The organism is Rhizobium sp. Leaf306 (assembly GCF_001423425.1).
Classification (GTDB): domain Bacteria; phylum Pseudomonadota; class Alphaproteobacteria; order Rhizobiales; family Rhizobiaceae; genus Neorhizobium; species Neorhizobium soli.
The window spans coordinates 1,089,969-1,109,495 of sequence record NZ_LMNX01000002.1 but is presented as its reverse complement, the minus strand read 5'-3'; the positions used below and the strand labels follow the sequence as shown (position 1 = coordinate 1,109,495).

Sequence of the window (19,527 nt, the reverse complement as noted above, 5' to 3'; positions counted from 1 at the left end):
TGTTGCCGCATTGTCACATCGCCGCGCCCATGCGGGATGGTGTTCTAATTCCAGCTACGGTACGGCCCCAGATTAGGTAATTTTGTTCCCAACCACCGATTCGGTGGCGATTGTTCCTCCGCTTACGTAAATTAGCGACCGTTTTGCAGCGCAAGATCGGGGACAGCCGAAAGTTGTTATTTTGGGCAGAGTATTTAGAATTGTCTCAATGACTTGCCTGGGAGTGGGAGACGAGATGCAAAGCAATTACATCGCCAAGGGCGCCTTTGTTCTGATGGCTGGATGGAGCGTTTATTCGCCGGCGTTAGCGGGCGGACTGGAACGTGGGGGATACAATATCGACCTTCTGTTTGACAGGTCGCCCTATGCCGGCGAAGCGACGGCAACCTACGTCATGCCGCAGCGGAAGCTGAAGAACGCGCAAGACACGATCACCGGACCGGACGGCAACCTCAGCACGACACCCGGCTATTCCTATTCGAGCACTGCTGACGACAGCGAGAGCTACTGGTCGCCGCGGATCGGCATCAAGGCGGGTATCGGCGATTCCGTCGACTGCATGTTCGACTATTCTCAGCCCTATGGTGCGCATACCAATCCCGGCGCCAACTGGGCGGGTGCCAACGACAACATCGAGACGAAGGTCGACAGCGACAACTACGCAGCCACCTGTTCCTACCGCTTCGATGCCGGCCCAGGCCAGCTTCGCCTGATCGGCGGCGCGAACTATCTGCGCATGGATGGCTTCAAGGAACGGCTGTTGATCGCCCCTGAAGCGCTTGGCTTCGCGTTCAGCGGTGTTGGTCGTCTGGACCTGGAAGGCGACGGTTGGGGCTGGCGCGCCGGTGCGGCCTACGAAATCCCGGAATACGCATTCCGCGCGAGCCTGATGTATTATAGCCAGGTGAAGCTCGACGAGGTCACCGGTACTGTCGATCTGACGCAGGTCCCGGTCGGCAGCGTCTACGCCGGTACCGTCGTGCCGGTTGAGGGCTCGACGGCTATGCCGGATGCTCTCGAGCTGAAGCTTCAGTCGGGTATCGCACCGGACTGGCTTGCTTTCGGTTCGGTCAAGTGGACCGACTGGAGCCAGTTGCAGCGCATTCCCTTCTACAACAACGGTGTTGAGATCACATCGCTCGATCTCGGCTATCGCGACGGCTGGACGATCACCGGCGGCATCGGCCACAAGTTCAACGAACAGTGGAGTGGGGCCCTGAGCCTCACCTGGGATCGCGGCACATCGCAGGAATTCGGAACGCAGACAGATACCTGGCTATTCAGCGCCGGCGTTTCCTATGCCCCGACCCAGCACGTCGAGATTCGCCTTGGCGGCGTGCTCGGCATCCTGACGGGTGGCGAGTCCAGCGCATCGTCCATTGACGGCATCCCCGTCGGCGACGAAGCGAGCTACGAATACGATAGCGACCTGGTTGCAGCACTTTCTACGTCGTTGAAGGTAAAGTTCTGAAAACAGTTACTAATTAGCAAAAGCCCGGTTCGAGCCGGGCTTTTTCGTTTGTGGCGCGTTTTCGCCGACCCCTGCGAATTTGTGACGATTTGGCAACAGTCTTGTGCCACGATGAGCGGGTCGGCGAACAACGGAGATTTTGTCCATTTCCCGCCACAAACAGGGAGCAGCGGTAAAGGAATAACGGACACGGACCGCGGGGGCGGCGCGTGTGAATTGGAGTACCATGGGCGGGTTTTTCAATAGAATACGGGGCTTTGGCCGCGTTGTCGCAGGCGGATCGGATCGCCGCGCACAACTTCGGCGCGTTTTGCCGGCAGGTCCTACTCTTGCCGAAAACGGGACGTACAGTTTCCATTCTAGAACGGCAGCGATAGCTGGCGTCTCGCTGATCGCCGGTTGGCTGATCAGGCCGTGTAATCGGTCGGAGATGGCAAGCTCTATGACTTCCGGGTGTATGGGAAGAAACTGAAACATGTCGAAGTTTGGCATTGTGTCCATGAAAGTATTGCTTCTTGGCGTGTCGCTCACCTCGGCTGTGGTGGGCTCGGCAGCTGCGTTCGACATCCAATCCGGCGTGACCAAGGAATCGGGTCCCTTCGACCTCTTCAAGTTCGGCTTCAAGGCCTACAAGAACGGCCAGAAGGAAGACGCGGTCGAAGCGTATCGCTATGCCGCCGAGAAGGGACATACCGGTTCCCGCTGGGCATTGGCGAACATGTACGCCTTCGGCGATGGCGTCACGAAGAACGATCTCGAGGCGTTCAAGATCTATAACGAGATCGCCACGCAGGGCGTCGAACCCGGCTCGGAAGATACCGGTTTTTTTGTCAACGCGCTTCTGTCGCTTGCGACCTACTATCGCCGCGGCATCCCCGATACACCGGTGAAGCCCGATCTTGCCCAGGCGCGGCAGATCTATTTTCAGGTCGCTTCGACCTTCGGTGTCGCGGAGGCGCAGTTCCAGCTTGCCAAGATGATTCTTGCAGGCGAGGGCGGATCGCCAAACCTTCAGCAGGCGAAGAAGTGGCTGAACCAGGCCCGCAAGAGCGGCCATCCGGGCGCCATGGCCGTTTTCGGCAACATCCTGTTCGACGAGGGACAGACGGTCCGCGGTCTCGCCTTCCTGACGGCTGCACTCGACAAGTGCAGCACGAAGGACTGTATCTGGATGGAGCCCTTGCAGGAGCAGGCTTTTTCCATGGCAAGCGAGGAAGACCGTCGCGGTGCGATCGCGCTGTCGCATGAGTTTGCCAAGGGTATGGACTGAGGAAGCGGCGTTCGCTGCTTCCTGTTAGATCCGGACGATCAGGGACAAGAATCGCTCAGACCGGCGCGAAATCGAAAATCCCGGCGACCGGGACATGGTCGGACGGCTTTTCCCATCCGCGCACATGCTTCTCGATGACCGTCGCCTTCAACCGGTCGGCAGCTTCCGGCGACAGCATCAGATGATCGATGCGGATGCCGTTGTTCTTCTGCCAGGCGCCCGCCTGATAATCCCAGAACGTATAGAGCTTGGTGGCATCCGTGGTTGCGCGAACGGCGTCCGTCAGGCCGAGATTTTCGAGCGCACGGAATGCCGCCCTCGTTTTCGGCAGGAAGAGCGCATCTGTCGCCCATGCGGCCGGATCGAAACAATCATGAGGCTCGGGAATGACGTTGTAGTCGCCGGCGAGTATCAGTGGCTCTTCGAGTGCCAAGCATTGCTGGGCATGCAGCCGCAGCCGTTCCATCCAGGCAAGCTTGTACGGGTACTTGACCGGGTCATCGGACGGGTTGCCGTTGGGCAGGTAGATCGACGCAACGCGGATCACGCCGCCCTGAACGGAAAAGACGCATTCGATGTAGCGCGATTGCTCGTCAATTTGTCCGTCGGGACCGACGGCACCGGGTAGACCGCGCATCACTTCGTCGGGTTTTATCTTCGACAGGATCGCCACCCCGTTGAAGCCCTTCTGGCCGTGTGTCTCGACATGATAGCCGAGCGATTCGATCTCGAGCCGCGGAAAGCCTTCGTCGACGGATTTGATCTCCTGGAGGCAGGCGATGTCCGGCGACGAGTCGGCGAGCCACTGACGCAGATTATCGATCCGCGCCTTGACGCCGTTGATGTTCCAGGTGGCAATCTTCATTGCAGTCGTCCTTCCGTCTTCAGCCTATCCTTTTATCGAAAGACAAGCTGATGGGAAGGGTCGAGTGGCAATCTGATCGGGACGATTGGAAGATCTTAGATGGCGAAGCTGGTACCGCAGCCGCAGCTTGCGACCGCGTTCGGATTCTTGATCTGGAATGACTGGCCAAGCAGATTATCGACGAAGTCGATCTCTGAACCTTCCATGTAGACGATGGACAGGCTGTCGATCAGCACCTTGGCATCGCCGTTGGCGATCACCACGTCATCTGCTTCCGGCGCGCCCGCGAGGTCGAACTTGTAGGAGAAACCGGAGCAGCCGCCGCCTTCAACAGAAACACGCAGAGACTGCTTTTCGGATTCTGCCGCAACGATTTGGGCGATCCGCTTGGCTGCAGCATCGGAGAGAGTTACGTTCATCGTCATTTCAATGGTCTCCTGCCGGGGTAAAGGCCCGGTGAGTCTTGGGTAAAGGCACCCTGATAACTCGAAGATGGATGTCACTGCCGTTGCACACGGCAACACTATAGGTATGAAGACCTGAACGGCGCGTCAATGGGGCGTACCCATACACGACAACACGCAGGCACGCTTGAGGCATTAAGGACGGTTATGGCGATCGATACGGGGGTACTTGGTTTCGGTGGGGGTGAGCGAGCGTTATATGCATCCAATCCCTGGGCCTCGCGGGGCCGCCTGTTTCCCGAAGCGAGCAGCCTGACGCGCTCGGAGTTTCAGCGCGATCGTGACCGTATCGTCCATACGACGGCGTTTCGCAGGCTCAAGCACAAAACACAGGTGTTTATCAGTCCTGACGGCGACCATTACCGAACGCGGCTGACCCATACGATCGAAGTGGCGCAGGTGGCCCGCGCGCTGGCCCGTGCCCTGAAGCTGGATGAAGATCTGGCAGAAGGCGTCGCGCTCGTTCACGATTTTGGCCACACCCCCTTCGGACATACGGGTGAGGATGCGCTCGATGAGCTGATGAAGCCATATGGCGGGTTCGACCACAATGCCCAGTCGCTGCGGATCGTCACCAAGCTTGAGCGGCGATACGCGGAGTTCGACGGTCTCAACCTGACATGGGAAACGCTTGAGGGTCTCGTCAAGCACAATGGCCCTTTGATGATGGCCGACGGCAGCGAGGGTTCCCACGGTCCTTTGCCGCAGCCGATCCGCGACTACTGCCTCCTGCACGATCTCGAGCTTTCGAGCTATGCCAGCCTGGAGGCCCAGGTCGCGGCGATTTCCGACGACATTGCCTACAACACCCACGATATCGACGATGGGCTTCGCTCTGGCCTGCTCACTTTCGATATGCTGGAGGAGGTGCCGTTCCTCGCCGGACTGATGCAGGAAGTGAGGACGAAATACCCCAATCTGGACCCGACCCGCTTTGCCTACGAAGTGACGCGCCGCCAGATCACCCACATGGTCGAGGACGTTATCGCGGTCTCCCAGAAGAACCTTAGAGAGCTTGCACCCGAGAGCGCACAAGATGTGCGCATGGCGGAAAGGGTGATCTCGACCTTCTCCAACGAGATGGCGCAGACCGACAAGCAGATCAAACGAGTGCTGTTCTCCCGGATCTACCGGCACCCCGAAATCATGCGCATCCGGGCCGGCGCCTCGCAGATCGTCGTCGACCTGTTCCATCGCTACATGGACGACCCGGCGCTGATGAAAGGCCACTACTGGGTCAAGCAGATGAACGGCGTCCCGGAGGCGGCCCGTGCGCGCCACGTTGCAGATTATCTTGCCGGTATGACCGACACCTACGCAACCCGCGTCCATGCCGAGTTGTTTGACCAGACTCCTGATTTGCGCTAGGGCCTGCCCGACACCAATGGCTTCGAGGGGCCCGCCCAAAACACTTTGAGCGGATGTAAACATATGAATCTTTTTGCCGAATTCGACAATAGAATTAAGAACGCGCTAGAAACTCTCGAAATCATTCGAGAAAATCGAAGTGCGGTTGATTTCGGACGCCTCACGGTCGAGCCTCCGCGCGATCAGAGCCATGGCGACGTCGCGACCAATGCAGCGATGGTGCTTGCCAAGCCTCTCGGCACCAACCCGCGCGCGCTCGCCGAGATCATCGCCGAAGCGTTGCGTGGCGACGCGGATATTTCGGAAGTCTCCGTTGCCGGTCCCGGCTTCATCAATATCAGGCTTTCCACCGGATACTGGCAGCAGATGCTCGCCAAGATGATTGCGCAAGGGACGGACTACGGCCGCTCGGATGTCGGTGCCGGTCGCAAGGCAAACGTCGAGTATGTCTCGGCCAATCCGACGGGGCCGATGCATGTCGGTCATTGCCGCGGCGCTGTCGTGGGCGATGCGCTCGCCAATCTGATGGCCTTTGCCGGCTATGACGTCACCAAGGAATACTACATCAACGACGCTGGCAGCCAGATCGACGTTTTGGCCCGCTCGGTCTTCATCCGGTACCGCGAGGCGTTGGGCGAAGCAGTCGGCGAGATTCCGGCTGGCCTCTATCCGGGCGACTACCTCGTCCCGGTCGGGCAGGCTCTGGCCGCTGAATACGGTCCCCGGCTGCATGCCATGCCCGAAGACGAGTGGATGCCGATCGTCAAGGAGAAGGCCATCGACGCGATGATGGCCATGATCCGCGAAGATCTCGAAGCCCTCAACGTGCATCACGACGTGTTCTATTCCGAGCGCACGCTGCATGCGGACGGCGCGCAGCGCATCCGTGCGGCGATCAACGATCTGACGTTCAAGGGCCATGTCTACAAGGGCAAGCTGCCGCCGCCGAAGGGTCAGCTTCCCGAAGACTGGGAAGACCGCGACCAGACGCTGTTCCGCTCGACCGAAGTCGGCGACGATATCGATCGTCCGCTGATCAAGTCGGACGGCAGCTACACCTATTTCGCCGCCGACGTTGCCTATTTCAAGGACAAGTTCGACCGCGGCTACGATGAGATGATCTACGTGCTCGGTGCCGACCACGGTGGCTACGTCAAGCGGCTCGAGGCCGTGGCGCGCGCCGTCTCCGAAGGCAAGTCAAAGCTCACTGTTCTTCTCTGCCAGCTCGTCAAGCTTTACCGTAACGGCGAGCCGGTCAAGATGTCGAAGCGCTCCGGCGACTTCGTGACGCTACGTGACGTCGTGGACGAGGTCGGTCGCGACTCAGTCCGCTTCATGATGCTCTACCGGAAGAGCTCGGAGCCGCTCGATTTCGATTTTGCCAAGGTGACCGAGCAGTCGAAAGACAACCCTGTCTTTTATGTCCAGTATGCCCACGCCCGCTGCATGTCGATCTTCCGCCAGGCAAGGGAGGCGTTTCCGGGTCTGGATACCGAGACGCTCGATTTCGCTGAAAACATTGACGAAATCACCGACAAGAGCGAGCTTCAGCTGGTCGCGAAGCTTGCGGAATATCCGCGAATCGTCGAAGCTGCAGCTCTGGCACAGGAGCCGCACAGGCTCGCATTTTACCTCTATGATCTGGCCAGTTTCTTCCATGCTCACTGGAATAAGGGCAAGGACCAACCGGAATTACGGTTTGTTAACGATAAAAACCGACAATTGAGCATTGCCAGGCTTGGACTGGTGCACGCAGTCGCCTGTGTCCTGAAGTCGGGACTTGCAATCACAGGTACAGCGGCACCTGAGGAAATGCGGTAGAAACGCCCTCATTTCCCCACATTGCACTGGCAGATGAGTTGTAATGGTGGTGAGTGGACGAGCGAATGGCGGACAACAACCTAGCGCGTAGCCGGAATGACGCCCCGGAATTTTTTGCTGACGGCGATCCTCTGGCAGAGCTCGCTCGCATCGTAGGCTACGAGGAACGGACAGTCGCTAATCCGGCTGCCCCTTCCGTGGGTTCTGCGCCAATGGCGGCATCTGCCCGCCGCGAGCCGGCCTTCAATCTCGAAGACGAGTTGCTGAGGGAATTCGAGCAATACGATACTCCGCGGATCGATCCGGTCAACGCTATCCCGCTCGACGCCAAGCCTTCCCGCGTGGAGGCGCCTTTGCCGGTCGAACACGGCTATCAGGCTGCGCCTTCTATTGCCTATGAGCCTCCCATCGAACGCGAGCCGGTTTTCGAACAGCCGGTCCAGTCGGTGGTGTCGCAGAAGCAGGAAGATCTCAACCCTTTCGATGCTCCGGAATTTTCCGTCGATCCGTTTGGTGCAGCACCTGCAGAGGCGGAAGCTGTTTCGCCTGCCGTCGATGCTCATCGTGCACCGGCCGAGCCGAATTTCGACCCGTCAAATTTCCATGGCCTTCCTACACTCCGTGCGGAGGTAGAAGGCGCCGATGACTATCAGCCTGCGACTCAGTCCAGGCAGGAACCGTCGGTTGACGCTTTTGATCTGGCGTCTGAGCTGGAGAGCTCGTTCGCCGTTGCAGCCGAGCCAGTCGTCGCAGCTCCCATGGTTTCGGCGCCGGAGCCTGTTCGGGCTGAACCCCGCAAGAGCACCGGTTACACGCCGGGCTTCCGCATGCCGCTTGCGAATTTCGGTCTGAACGCCGGTGTCACGCCGCTGGAACGCCCCGTCGAAAAGCCGCCGGTTGTCCAGCCCAAGGCCGTTGCGTCCCCGGTTGAACAGCCTCGCGCTGCTGAACCGGTCGCTGTGAAAGAGGTCGTCCAGCCCACTTTGGAGGCGCAGAAATTTTCGCCGCTTGACGAGCTGGTTTATGACGTTGCCCGTTTCCCGGTCAGCCAGGAAGCGCCTGCGACTGTTCGCGCCGAGCCGAAACTCGAACTGCCGCAGGCTCCGGCCTCCAAGCCGCAGCCAATCGCCGTCGCTGCGACCGTTGCCGCTGTGGCGGCGCCCGTGATCCCGACGCCGGTTCCAACGCCGACTGTTCAGCAGGCGGCACCCGTCGCCGACCTGGCAGATGACTTCGATCCTTTCGCCGACGAAGACTTTGAACTGGCGCTTGACGATCTCGAACTTGATCTAGCCGACATCGTGGTGGCGGAAAACTCCGTTCAGCCGGTGGCGCCTGCCGCGGCAATCCCTGCCGCCGTCTTGACGCCCGCGGCTGCGGCAGCACCCATCGTTGCAGCAGCGCCTGAGCCGGAAGAAGAAGTCGCCGTCGTCGAAGCGGAAATGCCGTTCGATGCGGCGATGATTTCCGAATCGGAAGAGCATGTCGAGGCTATCGCCGATCTCAACGTGCCGGACCTGCCAGTCGAGCAGCCGGAAGAAGAGCCTGCCTACGCGTCCGAGTACGATATCGATATCGATGCAGAACTCGCGGCGCTCTTGGTAAACCCGACGTCGCAGACTGCTCCGGCACCGCGGCATCAGGAGGCGGCTGCCCCGGCTTCCGTCGCTGCCGGCAATTTCCCAGAGCAGCCTCGGCAGACATCGGGCAGCGCTTACCCCGACCTCGACGATTTCGAGCGGGCCCTGGAAGAAGACTTCCGTCGCAGCCTTGTCGCGCCGCTTCCGGCCAACGACCATGACAGCGATCTCAACGGATACGAAAACGACCTCGACCAGCGTTCGCCCCGGTCGGCGTCCCGGACGTGGCTTCTTCCCATCGCCGTTGTCGGCGTCCTGGTCGTTGCCGGCGCAGGTGCCTACACGATGCTGGGTAGCGGACCTTCGCGGATGATGGGCGGCGAGCCGGTCGTCATCGCAGCCGATACCGATCCGGTAAAGGTTGTCCCGGAAAATCCGGGTGGCAAGACCGTTCCGAATCAGGACAAGGCTGTTTACGACCGCGTTGCCGGCGCTGCATCCGAAACGCCGAAGCAGGAAGCGCTGATCTCCAGCGAAGAGCAGCCGGTCGATGTCGTCCAAAAGACGCTGATGCCGGAAAGCCTTCCGCTCGAAGGCGAAAACGATATCGATCCGACTGATACCGGCGAGACCCAGGATGCACGTCTGCTTCCCGATCAGGGCCAGCAGGTTGCTTCGACGGGCGGACAGGATCCTCTCACCGTTACACCGCGTCGGGTAAAGACGATGATCGTGCGTCCGGATGGCAAGCTCGTCGAACAGGAAGTGCCGGCTCCGGCGCTTGCTGCGGCGCATACAGGCAAGATGCCGGCGGCTTCGGTGAAGTCTCCGGAACTGGCCCAGCCAGTCACTCCGGCCGCTGCGATCGCCGCATCTGCACCTGCTGCCAGCACGGTTGCCGAAATCATCCCGGCGTCTGCGCCGATGACGGCAGCCACTATGGCGCCACTGGACACTTCGGCACCTGCTGCTGTCGCGAAGGCGCCGGTCCCGAAGGTTCGTCCTTCGCAGCAGCCGGTCAATGTCGTCGCATCCGTCAGCGATCAGGGCAACGTTCGCGCTCCCGCAGCACAGGTTCAGCCGGTTTCGGCAACTCCTGCCGCTGCTAATGCACAGGTCGCGTCGGTCGGCGAGGGCGGCTACGTCATCCAGATCGCATCGCTGCCATCCCAGGCTGACGCTCAGAGGTCTTACCAGAACCTGTCGTCGAAGTTCGGCAACGTGATCGGCGGGCGTGGGGTCGATATCAAGGCTGCTGAAATCGCCGGCAAGGGTACCTTCTATCGCGTTCGGATCCCGGCCGGCAGCAAGACGGAAGCCGTAGCACTCTGCGAAAAGTATCGCGGTGTCGGCGGCACCTGCCTCGTCGCTCGCTGAGATCTTTGACGAGAAACCATCGAACGGGGCGCACAGCGCCCCGTTTTCTATTCTGCTCCCAGCATTCTAGGATCGAACATGACCGAATCGAAAGCGATGATCCTGGGCTCCAGCGGCCCGCAGCTTACCCAGGACGAAATCCTGCTCTACCGGGATGAGCGTCCCTGGGGTTTCATTCTCTTTGCCCGCAACTGTGTCGAGCCGGCCCAGATCACTGATCTGGTTGCAGCCATGCGCGACACCGTCGGCCGCCCGGAGGCGCCTGTCCTGATCGACCAGGAGGGTGGCCGCGTTCAGCGTATCCGTCCGCCGATGATCGAGCGTTATCCGTCAGCCGCCGCCTTGGGGGCTCTCTACAAGAATGACCGTGAAATGGGCTTGCGCGCCGCATGGCTGATGTCGCGGCTGCACGCCTTCGACCTCATGAAGCTCGGCATCAACGTCGACTGCCTGCCGGTCCTGGACGTACCGGTGGAAGGCGCCAGCAACGTCATCGGCGACCGGGCCTACGGCTTCGATCCGAAGACGGTGTCCCAGATGGGGCAGGCTGCGGCCGATGGCCTCAAGGCTGGCGGCATGCTTCCTGTGATGAAGCACATCCCGGGCCACGGCCGCGGCTTGGCCGATTCGCATCATGAACTGCCGGTCGTATCGGCATCGCGGGCGGAACTCGAAGCGCATGACTTCCTGCCCTTCGTGGCGCTCAAGAACGAGTTGATGGCGATGAGCGCGCATATCGTCTTCACCGCGATCGACACGGAAGAGCCGGCGACGATTTCTCGGAAAGTCATCGAGGATGTCATTCGCGGTCATATCGGCTTCGATGGCCTGCTGATGTCCGACGACAGCTCGATGAACGCCCTAAAGGGCACGATCGGCGAGCGCGCGGCGAGAATCGTTGGGGGCGGTTGTGATATCGTCTTGCATTGCAACGGCCTGATGGACGAAATGAGGGCAGTGGTGAATGAGGCGATCCCGCTTGGCGGCGAGGCGCTTCGACGTGCCAAAGCGGTGGAGCAAGGTTTCCCGGTTGCTGATGATGCACAGGAAGACACGCTTCGCGACGAATTCCACGGACTGATTGGGGTCGCCTGACCGCCGACAGTGAAGACGGATCGGAATGGCGATGACAAAAGCTGAAAATGCCATTCCGATGGACAAGATGTGGCAGGACGTGACCGAGCGGGCGATCGATGATCCTTCACTGGTGATCGACGTCGCGGGCTTCGAGGGACCGCTCGATCTTCTGCTGCATCTTGCTCGCAGCCAGAAAGTGGATCTGTCGCGGATCTCTGTCCTGGCACTCGCCGAGCAGTATCTCACATTCGTCGACAGCGCGCGGCGCGTTCGGATCGAACTGGCAGCCGACTATCTCGTGATGGCAGCTTGGCTCGCCTATCTCAAGTCGCGGTTGCTGATCCCCAAGCAGATCAAGATCGACGACGGCCCGACCGGCGAGGAACTGGCAGCAACGCTTGCCTTCCGGTTGAAACGGCTGGAAGCAATCCGCGATGCAGCCGCCCAGCTCGTCAACCGTAACCGACTCGGTCGCGATATTTTTGCACGTGGGGCACCGGAGCATATTCCGCAGCACAGGCCGTCGGCCTATGACGCATCGCTCTACGACCTGTTGTCGGCCTACGCAAATCTTAGACAGCGCAACGCCATCACCCATGTCACGATCGAACGCCGCAAGGTCTGGTCGCTGGTTGAGGCGAGGGACCTTCTCAACCGCATGCTGGGCGAGATCGGCGATTGGACGGCCCTGCAGCAGTACCTTCTGCCGTATCTGCCGCCGCAGGATCGCGTCACTGCGACTGCCAGCGCCTTTGCCGCCTCGTTGGAACTGGTGCGCGAAGGACAGCTCGAGATCCGCCAGGATGGCGCTTTCCAGACAATCTATCTCAGAAAGGGACCCGGGCGGCCGAAGGCCGAGACGTTGCCTCTAAAGGCAGGGACAGCCGAATGAGCCAGATCGAGGGCGCGATGGACGACGACGCGGCAGTGGATGACATTGTGCCGGTGCCCTACTCGTCGGAGGAGGTCGAGCGGATCGCCGAAGCCCTCGTGTTTGCATCGGCGGAGCCTGTCTCTGAAGCGTTTCTGGCTGAGCGTCTTCCACGGGGAGAAGATATCCAGGCCGTGATGCAGAGACTGGCGGGCATCTATGCCTCACGCGGAGTGAACCTGGTCAAGGTGGCTGATCGCTGGGCTTTCCGCACGGCAGCAGACCTTTCCTTCGTCATTCGCAAAGACGACAGCGACGTGAAGAAGCTGTCGAGGGCCGCCCTCGAAGTGCTTGCCATCATCGCCTACCACCAGCCTGTGACCCGCGCCGAGATCGAGGATATTCGCGGCGTCCAGACCTCAAGAGGTACGCTTGACGTACTGATGGAAGCCGGCTGGGTTCGTTTCCGCGGTCGGCGTCGGTCGCCGGGCAGACCGGTGACACTCGGAACGACAGGAGATTTTCTCGATCATTTCGGGTTGGAAGAGCTACGCGATCTTCCTGGTCTCGAAGAATTGAAGGGCGCGGGACTTCTATCTGGCCGCATTCCATCCGGCTTTTCGGTGCCGGTTCCGGGCGGTGAGGACGAGCTTTCGGACGAGGAAGACCCCATCACCCAGCTTGATCTGGAGGAGCTTGGCTTGCTGCCTCCAACCGGCGACGGTGATGGCTAGCAGGGGTTTCAGCCAGCTTTCCCCTTATTATTCCCGTGTTCCCGAATATGGACCGTGCGTGATTGTCCGTTGCCGACAGCAGCGTCGCTAGATTGCGAAAGTCATCCGTTCATAGCTTTTCGTGCAACGTATTTGGTGTTTGAAAAACAAACTTAAAAAGCTTACATCGGGGTCACGTTCCAATGGAGTTAGACTATGGGTTCTTTTAGTGTGTGGCACTGGCTGATCGTTCTAGTCATCGTGCTTGTCCTGTTCGGACGCGGCAAGATTCCTGAGCTGATGGGCGACTTTGCCAAAGGCATCAAGAGCTTCAAAAAAGGCATGGCGGACGAGGATGCCCCTGAGGCAAAGCCTACCGATACTGTGAACGGCGGCAGGACGGTCGATCACAAGCCCGACGAGATCAAGGAAACCACTCGGTCTTAATTGGTCGGGAGGGTTTCAGGAGCCTCGCTGAATGTTGGATATCGGTTGGACCGAGCTACTTGTCATTGCCATTGTGCTTATCGTGGTCGTAGGTCCCAAGGACTTGCCGCCCATGCTGCGCGCTTTCGGGAAGATGACATCAAACCTGCGCAAGATGGCGGGTGACTTTCGGACGCAGTTCGACGAGGCGCTTCGCGAGGCAGACATGGATGACGTCCGGAAGACGATTTCGGACGCCAAGAGCCTCAATCCCGCCAACAGCCTGCGCGACGCGATAAATCCGCTTCGCCAGATGGGTCAGGACATCCGAAACGATCTGCAGAAGGCGACGCATATGCCGTCGACGCCGACGCCGGTTAGTACGGATGTCGAAGCGCAGCATGCTGTCGAGGGTGCTCCGGTCGCCGATACGGCGCCTGTTGTTGCGGCTGTGCCGGTTACGCCCGTCACGGCATCTCCTGTTGCTGCGCCGACGTACTCTGCTGTGACGCCGGCACCAGCGGAGGCGACAACGCCTGCCGAACCCGGCCGCGTTAGAAAGCCTCGCGCACCGAAATTGGCGGCCACGGGTGAACCGGCAGCTGTGGATAAGCCTGCAACGACACGCAGATCCACGAGGGCGGAGAAGCCTGCCCCAGTGGCGACGTCTGCCGAACAGCCGAAACGTGTTCGCGTGGCCAAGGTCCCGGTGTCCGCACCTGAAACGACTGAGACGGCCGTCAAGCTTGCAGCCGCCCGCAAGCGTACCCCGAAGAAGCCTGTCGATACCCCGAAGGACGATGCCTGATGAGCGGTGATTACGAAGATAAGCCGCAGCCGCTTATCGAGCATCTGATGGAGTTGCGGACAAGGCTCATCTGGTCGATCGGCGCTTTCTTCCTCGCCTTCGTCGTGTGCTTCTTCTTCGCAAAACAGCTCTTCAACCTTCTCGTCATTCCCTACAAGTGGGCGGTCATCTGGGCGAAGCTCGATATCGCGAAATCCGAACTGATCTACACCGCGCCGCAGGAATTCTTCTTCACCCAGGTGAAGGTTGCGATGTTTGGCGCGCTGGTCATTGCCTTTCCGGTGATTGCCTCGCAGATCTACAAGTTCGTGGCTCCCGGGCTCTATAAGAACGAGCGGGCAGCCTTCCTGCCGTTCCTGATTGCCTCGCCTGTGCTGTTCCTGCTTGGAGGGGCACTCGTCTACTTCTTCTTCACGCCGATGGTGATGTGGTTCTTCCTGGCCATGCAGCAGGCGCCGACCGAAGGTGAAGTGGGGATCTCGCTTCTTCCGCGTGTTTCGGAATATCTCAGCCTCATCATGACGCTGGTTCTGTCCTTTGGACTGGTTTTCCAGCTTCCGGTTGTCACGACGCTGCTTGCTCGCGTGGGCATCTTGTCCAGCAAGTGGCTGCGCGAGAAGCGTAAGTTCGCGATCGTCATCGCCTTCGTCGTTGCCGCCGTCCTGACGCCGCCGGATCCGATGTCCCAGATCGGTCTTGCTATACCGACCATCCTTCTCTACGAGATTTCCATCTACGCCGCGCGACTCGTCGAGCGCAGACGCGATGAGGACGCTTCGAGTGATGAGGCCTCGTCTGACGTCGCAGAGACGGAGAAGGCCTGAGGTTTTTCTCTCGATCGATATCGCAGCGGCCTCATGCTTTGAAGGCCAAGAATCATGCTCGATATCAAGTGGATCCGCGATAATCCGGAAGCTTTCGACGCAGCGCTGAACAAGCGCGGCGCCGAGCCAATGGCTGCCACCCTGCTTGCGATGGACGATACCCGCCGCAGCGTCATCCAGACGCTTCAGGATATGCAGTCGCGCCGTAACGCCGCCTCCAAGGAGATCGGCAATGCGATGGCGCAGAAGAATACCGAACTCGCCGAGAAGCTGAAGGCGGAAGTCGCCACCATCAAGGACACGATGCCGGCCGCCGAGCAGGAAGAACGGGCAGCTGTCGCAGCGCTCGATGACGCGCTGTCGCGCCTTCCAAACATTCCTCTCGACGATGTCCCCGTCGGCCAGGACGAATCAGGCAACGTCGTCACGCGCACGATCGGAACGAAGCCCGGCTGGAATCATCCCGCCAAGGAGCATTTCGAGATCGGCGAAGCGCTCGGCTATATGGATTTCGAGCGCGCCGCAAAACTCTCGGGCTCGCGCTTTACGGTGCTGACCGGACCGCTCGCCCGTCTTGAGCGGGCAATCGGTCAGTTCATGATCGACATGCACACCAGCGAGCACGGGTACACGGAAGTGTCGTCGCCGCTGATGGTAAAGTCCGAGGCAATGTACGGCACAGGCCAGTTGCCGAAGTTCGAGGAAGATCTCTTCAAGACGACCGATGGCCGCTACCTTATCCCAACGGCCGAAGTGACGCTGACCAACCTTGTTTCGGGCGAGGTTCTGGACGCCGAAAAGCTGCCGCTGCGCTTTACGGCGCTTACCCCGTCCTTCCGTTCGGAAGCCGGTTCTGCGGGTCGCGATACGCGCGGCATGTTGCGCCAGCACCAGTTCTGGAAATGCGAGCTCGTCTCGATCACGGATCAGGAATCATCGATCGCCGAGCACGAGCGGATGACCGAATGCGCCGAAAACGTCCTCAAGCGTCTCGGCCTGCATTTTCGGACGATGACGCTCTGCACCGGCGACATGGGCTTCAGCGCCCGCAAGACCTATGACATCGAAGTCTGGTTGCCGGGACAGGATGCGTTCCGCGAAATCTCGTCCTGCTCGGTCTGTGGCGATTTCCAGGGCCGCCGGATGAACGCGCGCTATCGCGGCAAGGACGACAAGGCTTTGAAATTTGTTCACACGCTGAACGGCTCGGGCACTGCCGTCGGCCGCTGCCTGATCGCAGTCCTCGAAAATTATCTCAATGAAGACGGCTCCGTTACGATCCCGGACGCGCTTCTGCCCTATATGGGCGGCCTGACCAAAATAGAAAAAGCATAAGGCAGCCCTGAATGCGCATCCTGCTCACCAACGACGACGGTATCCACGCGGAAGGCCTGGCGGTTCTCGAACGGATTGCCCGCCAGCTTTCCGATGACGTCTGGATTGTTGCGCCAGAAACCGACCAGAGCGGTTATGCGCATTCCCTGACCCTGTCGGAGCCGCTGCGCCTGCGCGAGATCAGCGACCGGCACTATGCCGTGCGCGGCACGCCGACGGACTGCGTCATCATGGCGATGCGCCACGTCATGGGGGGCAAGCCGGATCTCGTTCTGTCGGGTGTCAACGTCGGTGCCAACCTTGCCGACGACGTGACCTATTCTGGCACGGTCGCAGGCGCCATCGAGGGCACTCTGCAAGGCGTCCGGTCGATCGCGCTCAGCCAGGCCTACCGCAAGGAGAACGGCCGCGTCCTGCCTTGGGATACGGCCGAATCGCATGGCCCGGGCCTGATCCGCAAATTGCTGGATACGGACCTTCCGGCCGGCACGTTTCTCAACGTCAATTTCCCGGCCTGCGCGCCTGACGATGTCCAGGGGACGGAAGTCACGTCTCAGGGCAAGACCGATTTCGACGTGGCGATCGACGAACGCCAGGATGGTCGAGGCTTCCCATACTATTGGCTGTACTTTGCCTCGCGTGTCGGCCGCCAGGCGGAGGGCACCGACATCAACGCCATCAAGGCCAATCGCATTTCAGTAACACCGCTGAAACTGGACCTGACCGACTATTCGGTGCAGGATCGCTTGATGAAGGCGCTGGGTTGAACCCAGATAACGTGGCAGGCGGAGTGACAGCTTGAAATCGGGCATGGTCGAGAAGGAAGGGTTTGCTGCACTTGTCTTGCGGCTCCGGTCCGCAGGCATTTCTAATATCGACCTTCTGACTGCCGTCGAGCAGACGCCTCGTTCGCAGTTCGTGCCGCCCACGCTTTCTCAGGAAGCCTATTCCAGCCGCACGGTCCCGATCGATTGCGGTGCCTTTATGGAAGGAGCAGATCTTGCGGTTCGCCTTCTGGCCGCTCTGCAGGTGAAACCCGGTCATCGTGTTCTCGAAATCGGTACCGGCAGCGGTTTTACAGCCGCCGTGATCGGCCGCATCGCAGAACGGGTGCTGACCGTAGATCGCTATAAGACGCTCACCGTTGCGGCGCAGGCCCGCGTTGACGCACTTGGAATGCGCAACGTCATCGTACGACAGGCGGATGGCAGCAACGGGATGCCGGGCGAGGGCACGTTCGATCGGATATTCGTGACCACGGCATTTACGGTTCTGCCGCGATTCTATGCGGAGCAGCTGACCCATGGCGGTTCGATGGTTGCGCCGCTGATCGGCGACGACGAGACCTGCATGATGGTGAGGCTCACCAAGACCGGGAGCCGATTCGAACGGGAAGACCTGTTCACCGTGCCATTCCTGCCGATCATTCCGCAGATGGCGGCAGCGCTTTAAGCTGGTTCGGCATTGGTTCCGCTCCTGCCACGCGCTTCCAACTCATGGTTAGCGAATTATCAAAAAAATTGCATCTCTTCCGACACTTTAACCCCACAGTAAGACTAACGCGCTTTAATGACTCCCACGATGGTTGCGTGAGTGTAGGTCGAGTCCATGCGTGTCAACAGTGCACAAAAAGTCGGAAAATCAGTAGCTAAGCTCGCAGTTGCGGCTTTGCTTGCGAGTGCGGCCACTGGCTGCAGCTCGGATTCGAGCCGTTTCTCCGGGCTGTTCTCCAAAGATGAGCTGACAACGGCTTCAATACCCCAGCGTCCGGTCGGCGGGGCCTATGGCCAGGCGCCAATGCCGCGCGACGATGTGCGGTCGGGCCAGGCGGTGGCACCGGTCCAGCAGGATTACGGTTCGCGAAATACCGCGATGAACCAGCCTTATCCGGCCCAGTCCGGCGGCTATTCATCACCGGCCCGCGCCGCTTCGGCGCCGATGGCCGTCCAGCGCAACGAGTTGGCAGCTCCCGGCATGCCTTCTGCTCAGGCGTCGGCTCCCATGGCGTCCCGTGCACCGATGGCGGCTGACCGCGGTCCGGGCACTCGCCAGGAATCCATGGCCCAGTCATACCCGGGTCGTAGCGGTAGTTCGCAGTCTCTGACGGCTCCCACACCGTCGACCGCTCGAGGCGACAACCTGACAACGGCTTCGACGAAGCCGATGTCCGGCTGGTCTTCGGTCAACGCTCCGCGGGTAACGCTCAGGGCAGGCGAGACCGCATCGACCCTGTCTTCCCGCTACGGCGTTCCTGAAAAGGAAATCCTGAAGGCCAATGGCGGCGCTGTGAAGCCGGGCCAGACGATTGTCATCCCGACCTTCGGCCCGTCCCGCAATTCCGCGAAGACTGCGGCGTCCGATATCGACCTGCAGAACAAGGCGCCAGCGCCCACCCAGCAGACCGAGCAGAAGGTTGCCGTTCTGCCAACGCCGACCCGCGACAAGGCGATGGCGGAGCCTGGCAAGATCTCACCTCCGGGCGGAAAGCCTCTCGGTGGCACCTACACGGTCAAGCCTGGCGACAGCCTTGCAAAGATCGCTCGCGAAACCGGCACGCCGATTGATCAGCTGAAGGCCGCAAACGGCTTGTCGGCTGACGGTGTACGAATTGGCCAGACCCTGAAGGTCGGTGGTAGCTCGGTTGCGACCGATCCGGTCAGAACCGCATCCATCCCGGAAAAGCCGGCTGCCCAGCCTAAGCCTGCTGCACCGTCGCCTGTCGCCGAAGCAGCACCCGCAAAGCCTGCGCCACAGGAAACAGCATCGCTGTCGGACGTCGAGAAGAAGTCCGATGTGTCTGCTGCTGCACCACAGTCGACCGGCATTTCCAAATACCGCTGGCCTGTCAGCGGTGCGGTCATCGCCGGCTACGGCGCCAACGTCAACGGCAGCCGCAATGACGGTATCGACATCTCGGTTCCCGAGGGCACGCCGATCAAGGCTGCAGAAAACGGCGTCGTCATCTATGCCGGCAACGGCCTGAAGCAGCTCGGAAACACCGTTCTGGTTCGCCACGACGATGGCAAGGTCACCGTTTACGGCCACGCCGGCAACATCAACGTCACGCGCGGCCAGAAGGTCACCCGCGGCCAGACTGTCGCGGCGTCCGGCATGAGCGGCGACGCTCAGCGTCCGCAGGTCCACTTCGAGGTGCGCAAGGATGCGACACCGGTCAACCCCATCACTTTCCTTGAATAATTGTAGTGCGTTTCAAGGGGACGGGAGAAAAGCGCAGCTTCGGCTGCGCTTTTTTCGTT

17 protein-coding genes are annotated in these 19,527 nt (G+C 60.3%); 15 read left to right on the top strand and 2 right to left on the bottom strand.

The genetic code is table 11. The annotated features are described in order from the left end of the window. The first annotated feature begins 235 nt into the window (after positions 1 to 235). Positions 236 to 1,471, top strand: a complete 1,236-nt coding sequence (locus ASG19_RS13130; RefSeq protein ID WP_062457572.1) for an OmpP1/FadL family transporter — start codon at positions 236 to 238, stop codon at positions 1,469 to 1,471. Positions 1,472 to 1,946: 475 nt separating this feature from the next. Then, positions 1,947 to 2,741 carry an exopolysaccharide production regulator ExoR gene (gene exoR / locus ASG19_RS13125; RefSeq protein WP_062457569.1) on the top strand — a complete coding sequence of 265 codons (795 nt, stop codon included), beginning with the start codon at positions 1,947 to 1,949 and terminating at the stop codon, positions 2,739 to 2,741. A 55-nt stretch (positions 2,742 to 2,796) separates the two neighbouring features. Here the strand turns inward: exoR and xth are convergent, their stop codons facing one another. Continuing rightward, positions 2,797 to 3,606, bottom strand: a complete 810-nt coding sequence (xth, locus tag ASG19_RS13120; RefSeq protein ID WP_062457566.1) for an exodeoxyribonuclease III — start codon at positions 3,604 to 3,606, stop codon at positions 2,797 to 2,799. Between the two features lie 95 nt (positions 3,607 to 3,701). Further along, positions 3,702 to 4,031, bottom strand: coding sequence for an iron-sulfur cluster insertion protein ErpA (erpA, locus tag ASG19_RS13115; protein ID WP_062457564.1), 330 nt, complete (start codon positions 4,029 to 4,031; stop codon positions 3,702 to 3,704). Positions 4,032 to 4,217: 186 nt separating this feature from the next. On the opposite strand from erpA, the gene ASG19_RS13110 reads away from it, so the two are divergent. From ASG19_RS13110 to ASG19_RS13050, 13 genes are all read left to right on the top strand, one after another. Beyond that, positions 4,218 to 5,438 (top strand): deoxyguanosinetriphosphate triphosphohydrolase, encoded by a 1,221-nt coding sequence (locus ASG19_RS13110; protein ID WP_062457562.1) that lies wholly within the window; start codon positions 4,218 to 4,220, stop codon positions 5,436 to 5,438. A gap of 63 nt (positions 5,439 to 5,501) precedes the next feature. Next, a complete protein-coding gene (gene argS / locus ASG19_RS13105; protein ID WP_062457559.1) occupies positions 5,502 to 7,259 on the top strand; it encodes an arginine--tRNA ligase in 1,758 nt (585 codons plus the stop codon). A 212-nt stretch (positions 7,260 to 7,471) separates the two neighbouring features. Beyond that, on the top strand, positions 7,472 to 10,216 hold the full coding sequence (locus tag ASG19_RS13100) for an SPOR domain-containing protein (protein WP_244476154.1): 2,745 nt from the start codon (positions 7,472 to 7,474) through the stop codon (positions 10,214 to 10,216). A 78-nt stretch (positions 10,217 to 10,294) separates the two neighbouring features. Then, entirely contained in the window at positions 10,295 to 11,311 is a 1,017-nt protein-coding gene (nagZ, locus tag ASG19_RS13095) for a beta-N-acetylhexosaminidase (protein WP_062457553.1), read from the top strand. A 25-nt stretch (positions 11,312 to 11,336) separates the two neighbouring features. Beyond that, a complete protein-coding gene (locus tag ASG19_RS13090) occupies positions 11,337 to 12,185 on the top strand; it encodes a ScpA family protein (protein WP_062457551.1) in 849 nt (282 codons plus the stop codon). 17 nt (positions 12,186 to 12,202) lie between these two features. Next, positions 12,203 to 12,898 (top strand): SMC-Scp complex subunit ScpB, encoded by a 696-nt coding sequence (scpB, locus tag ASG19_RS13085; RefSeq protein ID WP_244476165.1) that lies wholly within the window; start codon positions 12,203 to 12,205, stop codon positions 12,896 to 12,898. Between the two features lie 195 nt (positions 12,899 to 13,093). Next, positions 13,094 to 13,324, top strand: a complete 231-nt coding sequence (locus tag ASG19_RS13080) for a twin-arginine translocase TatA/TatE family subunit (protein ID WP_062457545.1) — start codon at positions 13,094 to 13,096, stop codon at positions 13,322 to 13,324. A 31-nt stretch (positions 13,325 to 13,355) separates the two neighbouring features. After that, positions 13,356 to 14,111 carry a Sec-independent protein translocase protein TatB gene (tatB, locus tag ASG19_RS13075; protein ID WP_062457542.1) on the top strand — a complete coding sequence of 252 codons (756 nt, stop codon included), beginning with the start codon at positions 13,356 to 13,358 and terminating at the stop codon, positions 14,109 to 14,111. After that, complete coding sequence (gene tatC / locus ASG19_RS13070; protein WP_062457539.1) at positions 14,111 to 14,935, top strand: twin-arginine translocase subunit TatC; 825 nt, start codon at positions 14,111 to 14,113, stop codon at positions 14,933 to 14,935. The genes tatB and tatC overlap by 1 nt, the downstream gene beginning before the upstream one ends. A gap of 54 nt (positions 14,936 to 14,989) precedes the next feature. Continuing rightward, complete coding sequence (gene serS, locus ASG19_RS13065; protein WP_062457537.1) at positions 14,990 to 16,270, top strand: serine--tRNA ligase; 1,281 nt, start codon at positions 14,990 to 14,992, stop codon at positions 16,268 to 16,270. Between the two features lie 11 nt (positions 16,271 to 16,281). After that, complete coding sequence (gene surE / locus ASG19_RS13060) at positions 16,282 to 17,037, top strand: 5'/3'-nucleotidase SurE (protein ID WP_062457534.1); 756 nt, start codon at positions 16,282 to 16,284, stop codon at positions 17,035 to 17,037. 31 nt (positions 17,038 to 17,068) lie between these two features. Continuing rightward, the gene (locus tag ASG19_RS13055) at positions 17,069 to 17,722 is read left to right on the top strand and encodes a protein-L-isoaspartate(D-aspartate) O-methyltransferase (protein WP_062457531.1); all 654 of its coding nucleotides are present in this window, start codon (positions 17,069 to 17,071) and stop codon (positions 17,720 to 17,722) included. A 156-nt stretch (positions 17,723 to 17,878) separates the two neighbouring features. Further along, the gene (locus ASG19_RS13050; protein WP_062457528.1) at positions 17,879 to 19,468 is read left to right on the top strand and encodes a peptidoglycan DD-metalloendopeptidase family protein; all 1,590 of its coding nucleotides are present in this window, start codon (positions 17,879 to 17,881) and stop codon (positions 19,466 to 19,468) included. Positions 19,469 to 19,527: the final 59 nt, after the last annotated feature.

Bases quoted from the DNA above. Each gene is read 5' to 3' on its own strand.
- ASG19_RS13130 (WP_062457572.1), top strand. From the start codon at position 236: ATGCAAAGCAATTACATCGCCAAGGGCGCCTTTGTTCTGATGGCTGGA.
- exoR (WP_062457569.1), top strand. From the start codon at position 1,947: ATGTCGAAGTTTGGCATTGTGTCCATGAAAGTATTGCTTCTTGGCGTG.
- xth (WP_062457566.1), bottom strand. From the start codon at position 3,606: ATGAAGATTGCCACCTGGAACATCAACGGCGTCAAGGCGCGGATCGAT.
- erpA (WP_062457564.1), bottom strand. From the start codon at position 4,031: ATGACGATGAACGTAACTCTCTCCGATGCTGCAGCCAAGCGGATCGCC.
- ASG19_RS13110 (WP_062457562.1), top strand. From the start codon at position 4,218: ATGGCGATCGATACGGGGGTACTTGGTTTCGGTGGGGGTGAGCGAGCG.
- argS (WP_062457559.1), top strand. From the start codon at position 5,502: ATGAATCTTTTTGCCGAATTCGACAATAGAATTAAGAACGCGCTAGAA.
- ASG19_RS13100 (WP_244476154.1), top strand. From the start codon at position 7,472: ATGGCGGCATCTGCCCGCCGCGAGCCGGCCTTCAATCTCGAAGACGAG.
- nagZ (WP_062457553.1), top strand. From the start codon at position 10,295: ATGACCGAATCGAAAGCGATGATCCTGGGCTCCAGCGGCCCGCAGCTT.
- ASG19_RS13090 (WP_062457551.1), top strand. From the start codon at position 11,337: ATGGCGATGACAAAAGCTGAAAATGCCATTCCGATGGACAAGATGTGG.
- scpB (WP_244476165.1), top strand. From the start codon at position 12,203: ATGGACGACGACGCGGCAGTGGATGACATTGTGCCGGTGCCCTACTCG.
- ASG19_RS13080 (WP_062457545.1), top strand. From the start codon at position 13,094: ATGGGTTCTTTTAGTGTGTGGCACTGGCTGATCGTTCTAGTCATCGTG.
- tatB (WP_062457542.1), top strand. From the start codon at position 13,356: ATGTTGGATATCGGTTGGACCGAGCTACTTGTCATTGCCATTGTGCTT.
- tatC (WP_062457539.1), top strand. From the start codon at position 14,111: ATGAGCGGTGATTACGAAGATAAGCCGCAGCCGCTTATCGAGCATCTG.
- serS (WP_062457537.1), top strand. From the start codon at position 14,990: ATGCTCGATATCAAGTGGATCCGCGATAATCCGGAAGCTTTCGACGCA.
- surE (WP_062457534.1), top strand. From the start codon at position 16,282: ATGCGCATCCTGCTCACCAACGACGACGGTATCCACGCGGAAGGCCTG.
- ASG19_RS13050 (WP_062457528.1), top strand. From the start codon at position 17,879: ATGCGTGTCAACAGTGCACAAAAAGTCGGAAAATCAGTAGCTAAGCTC.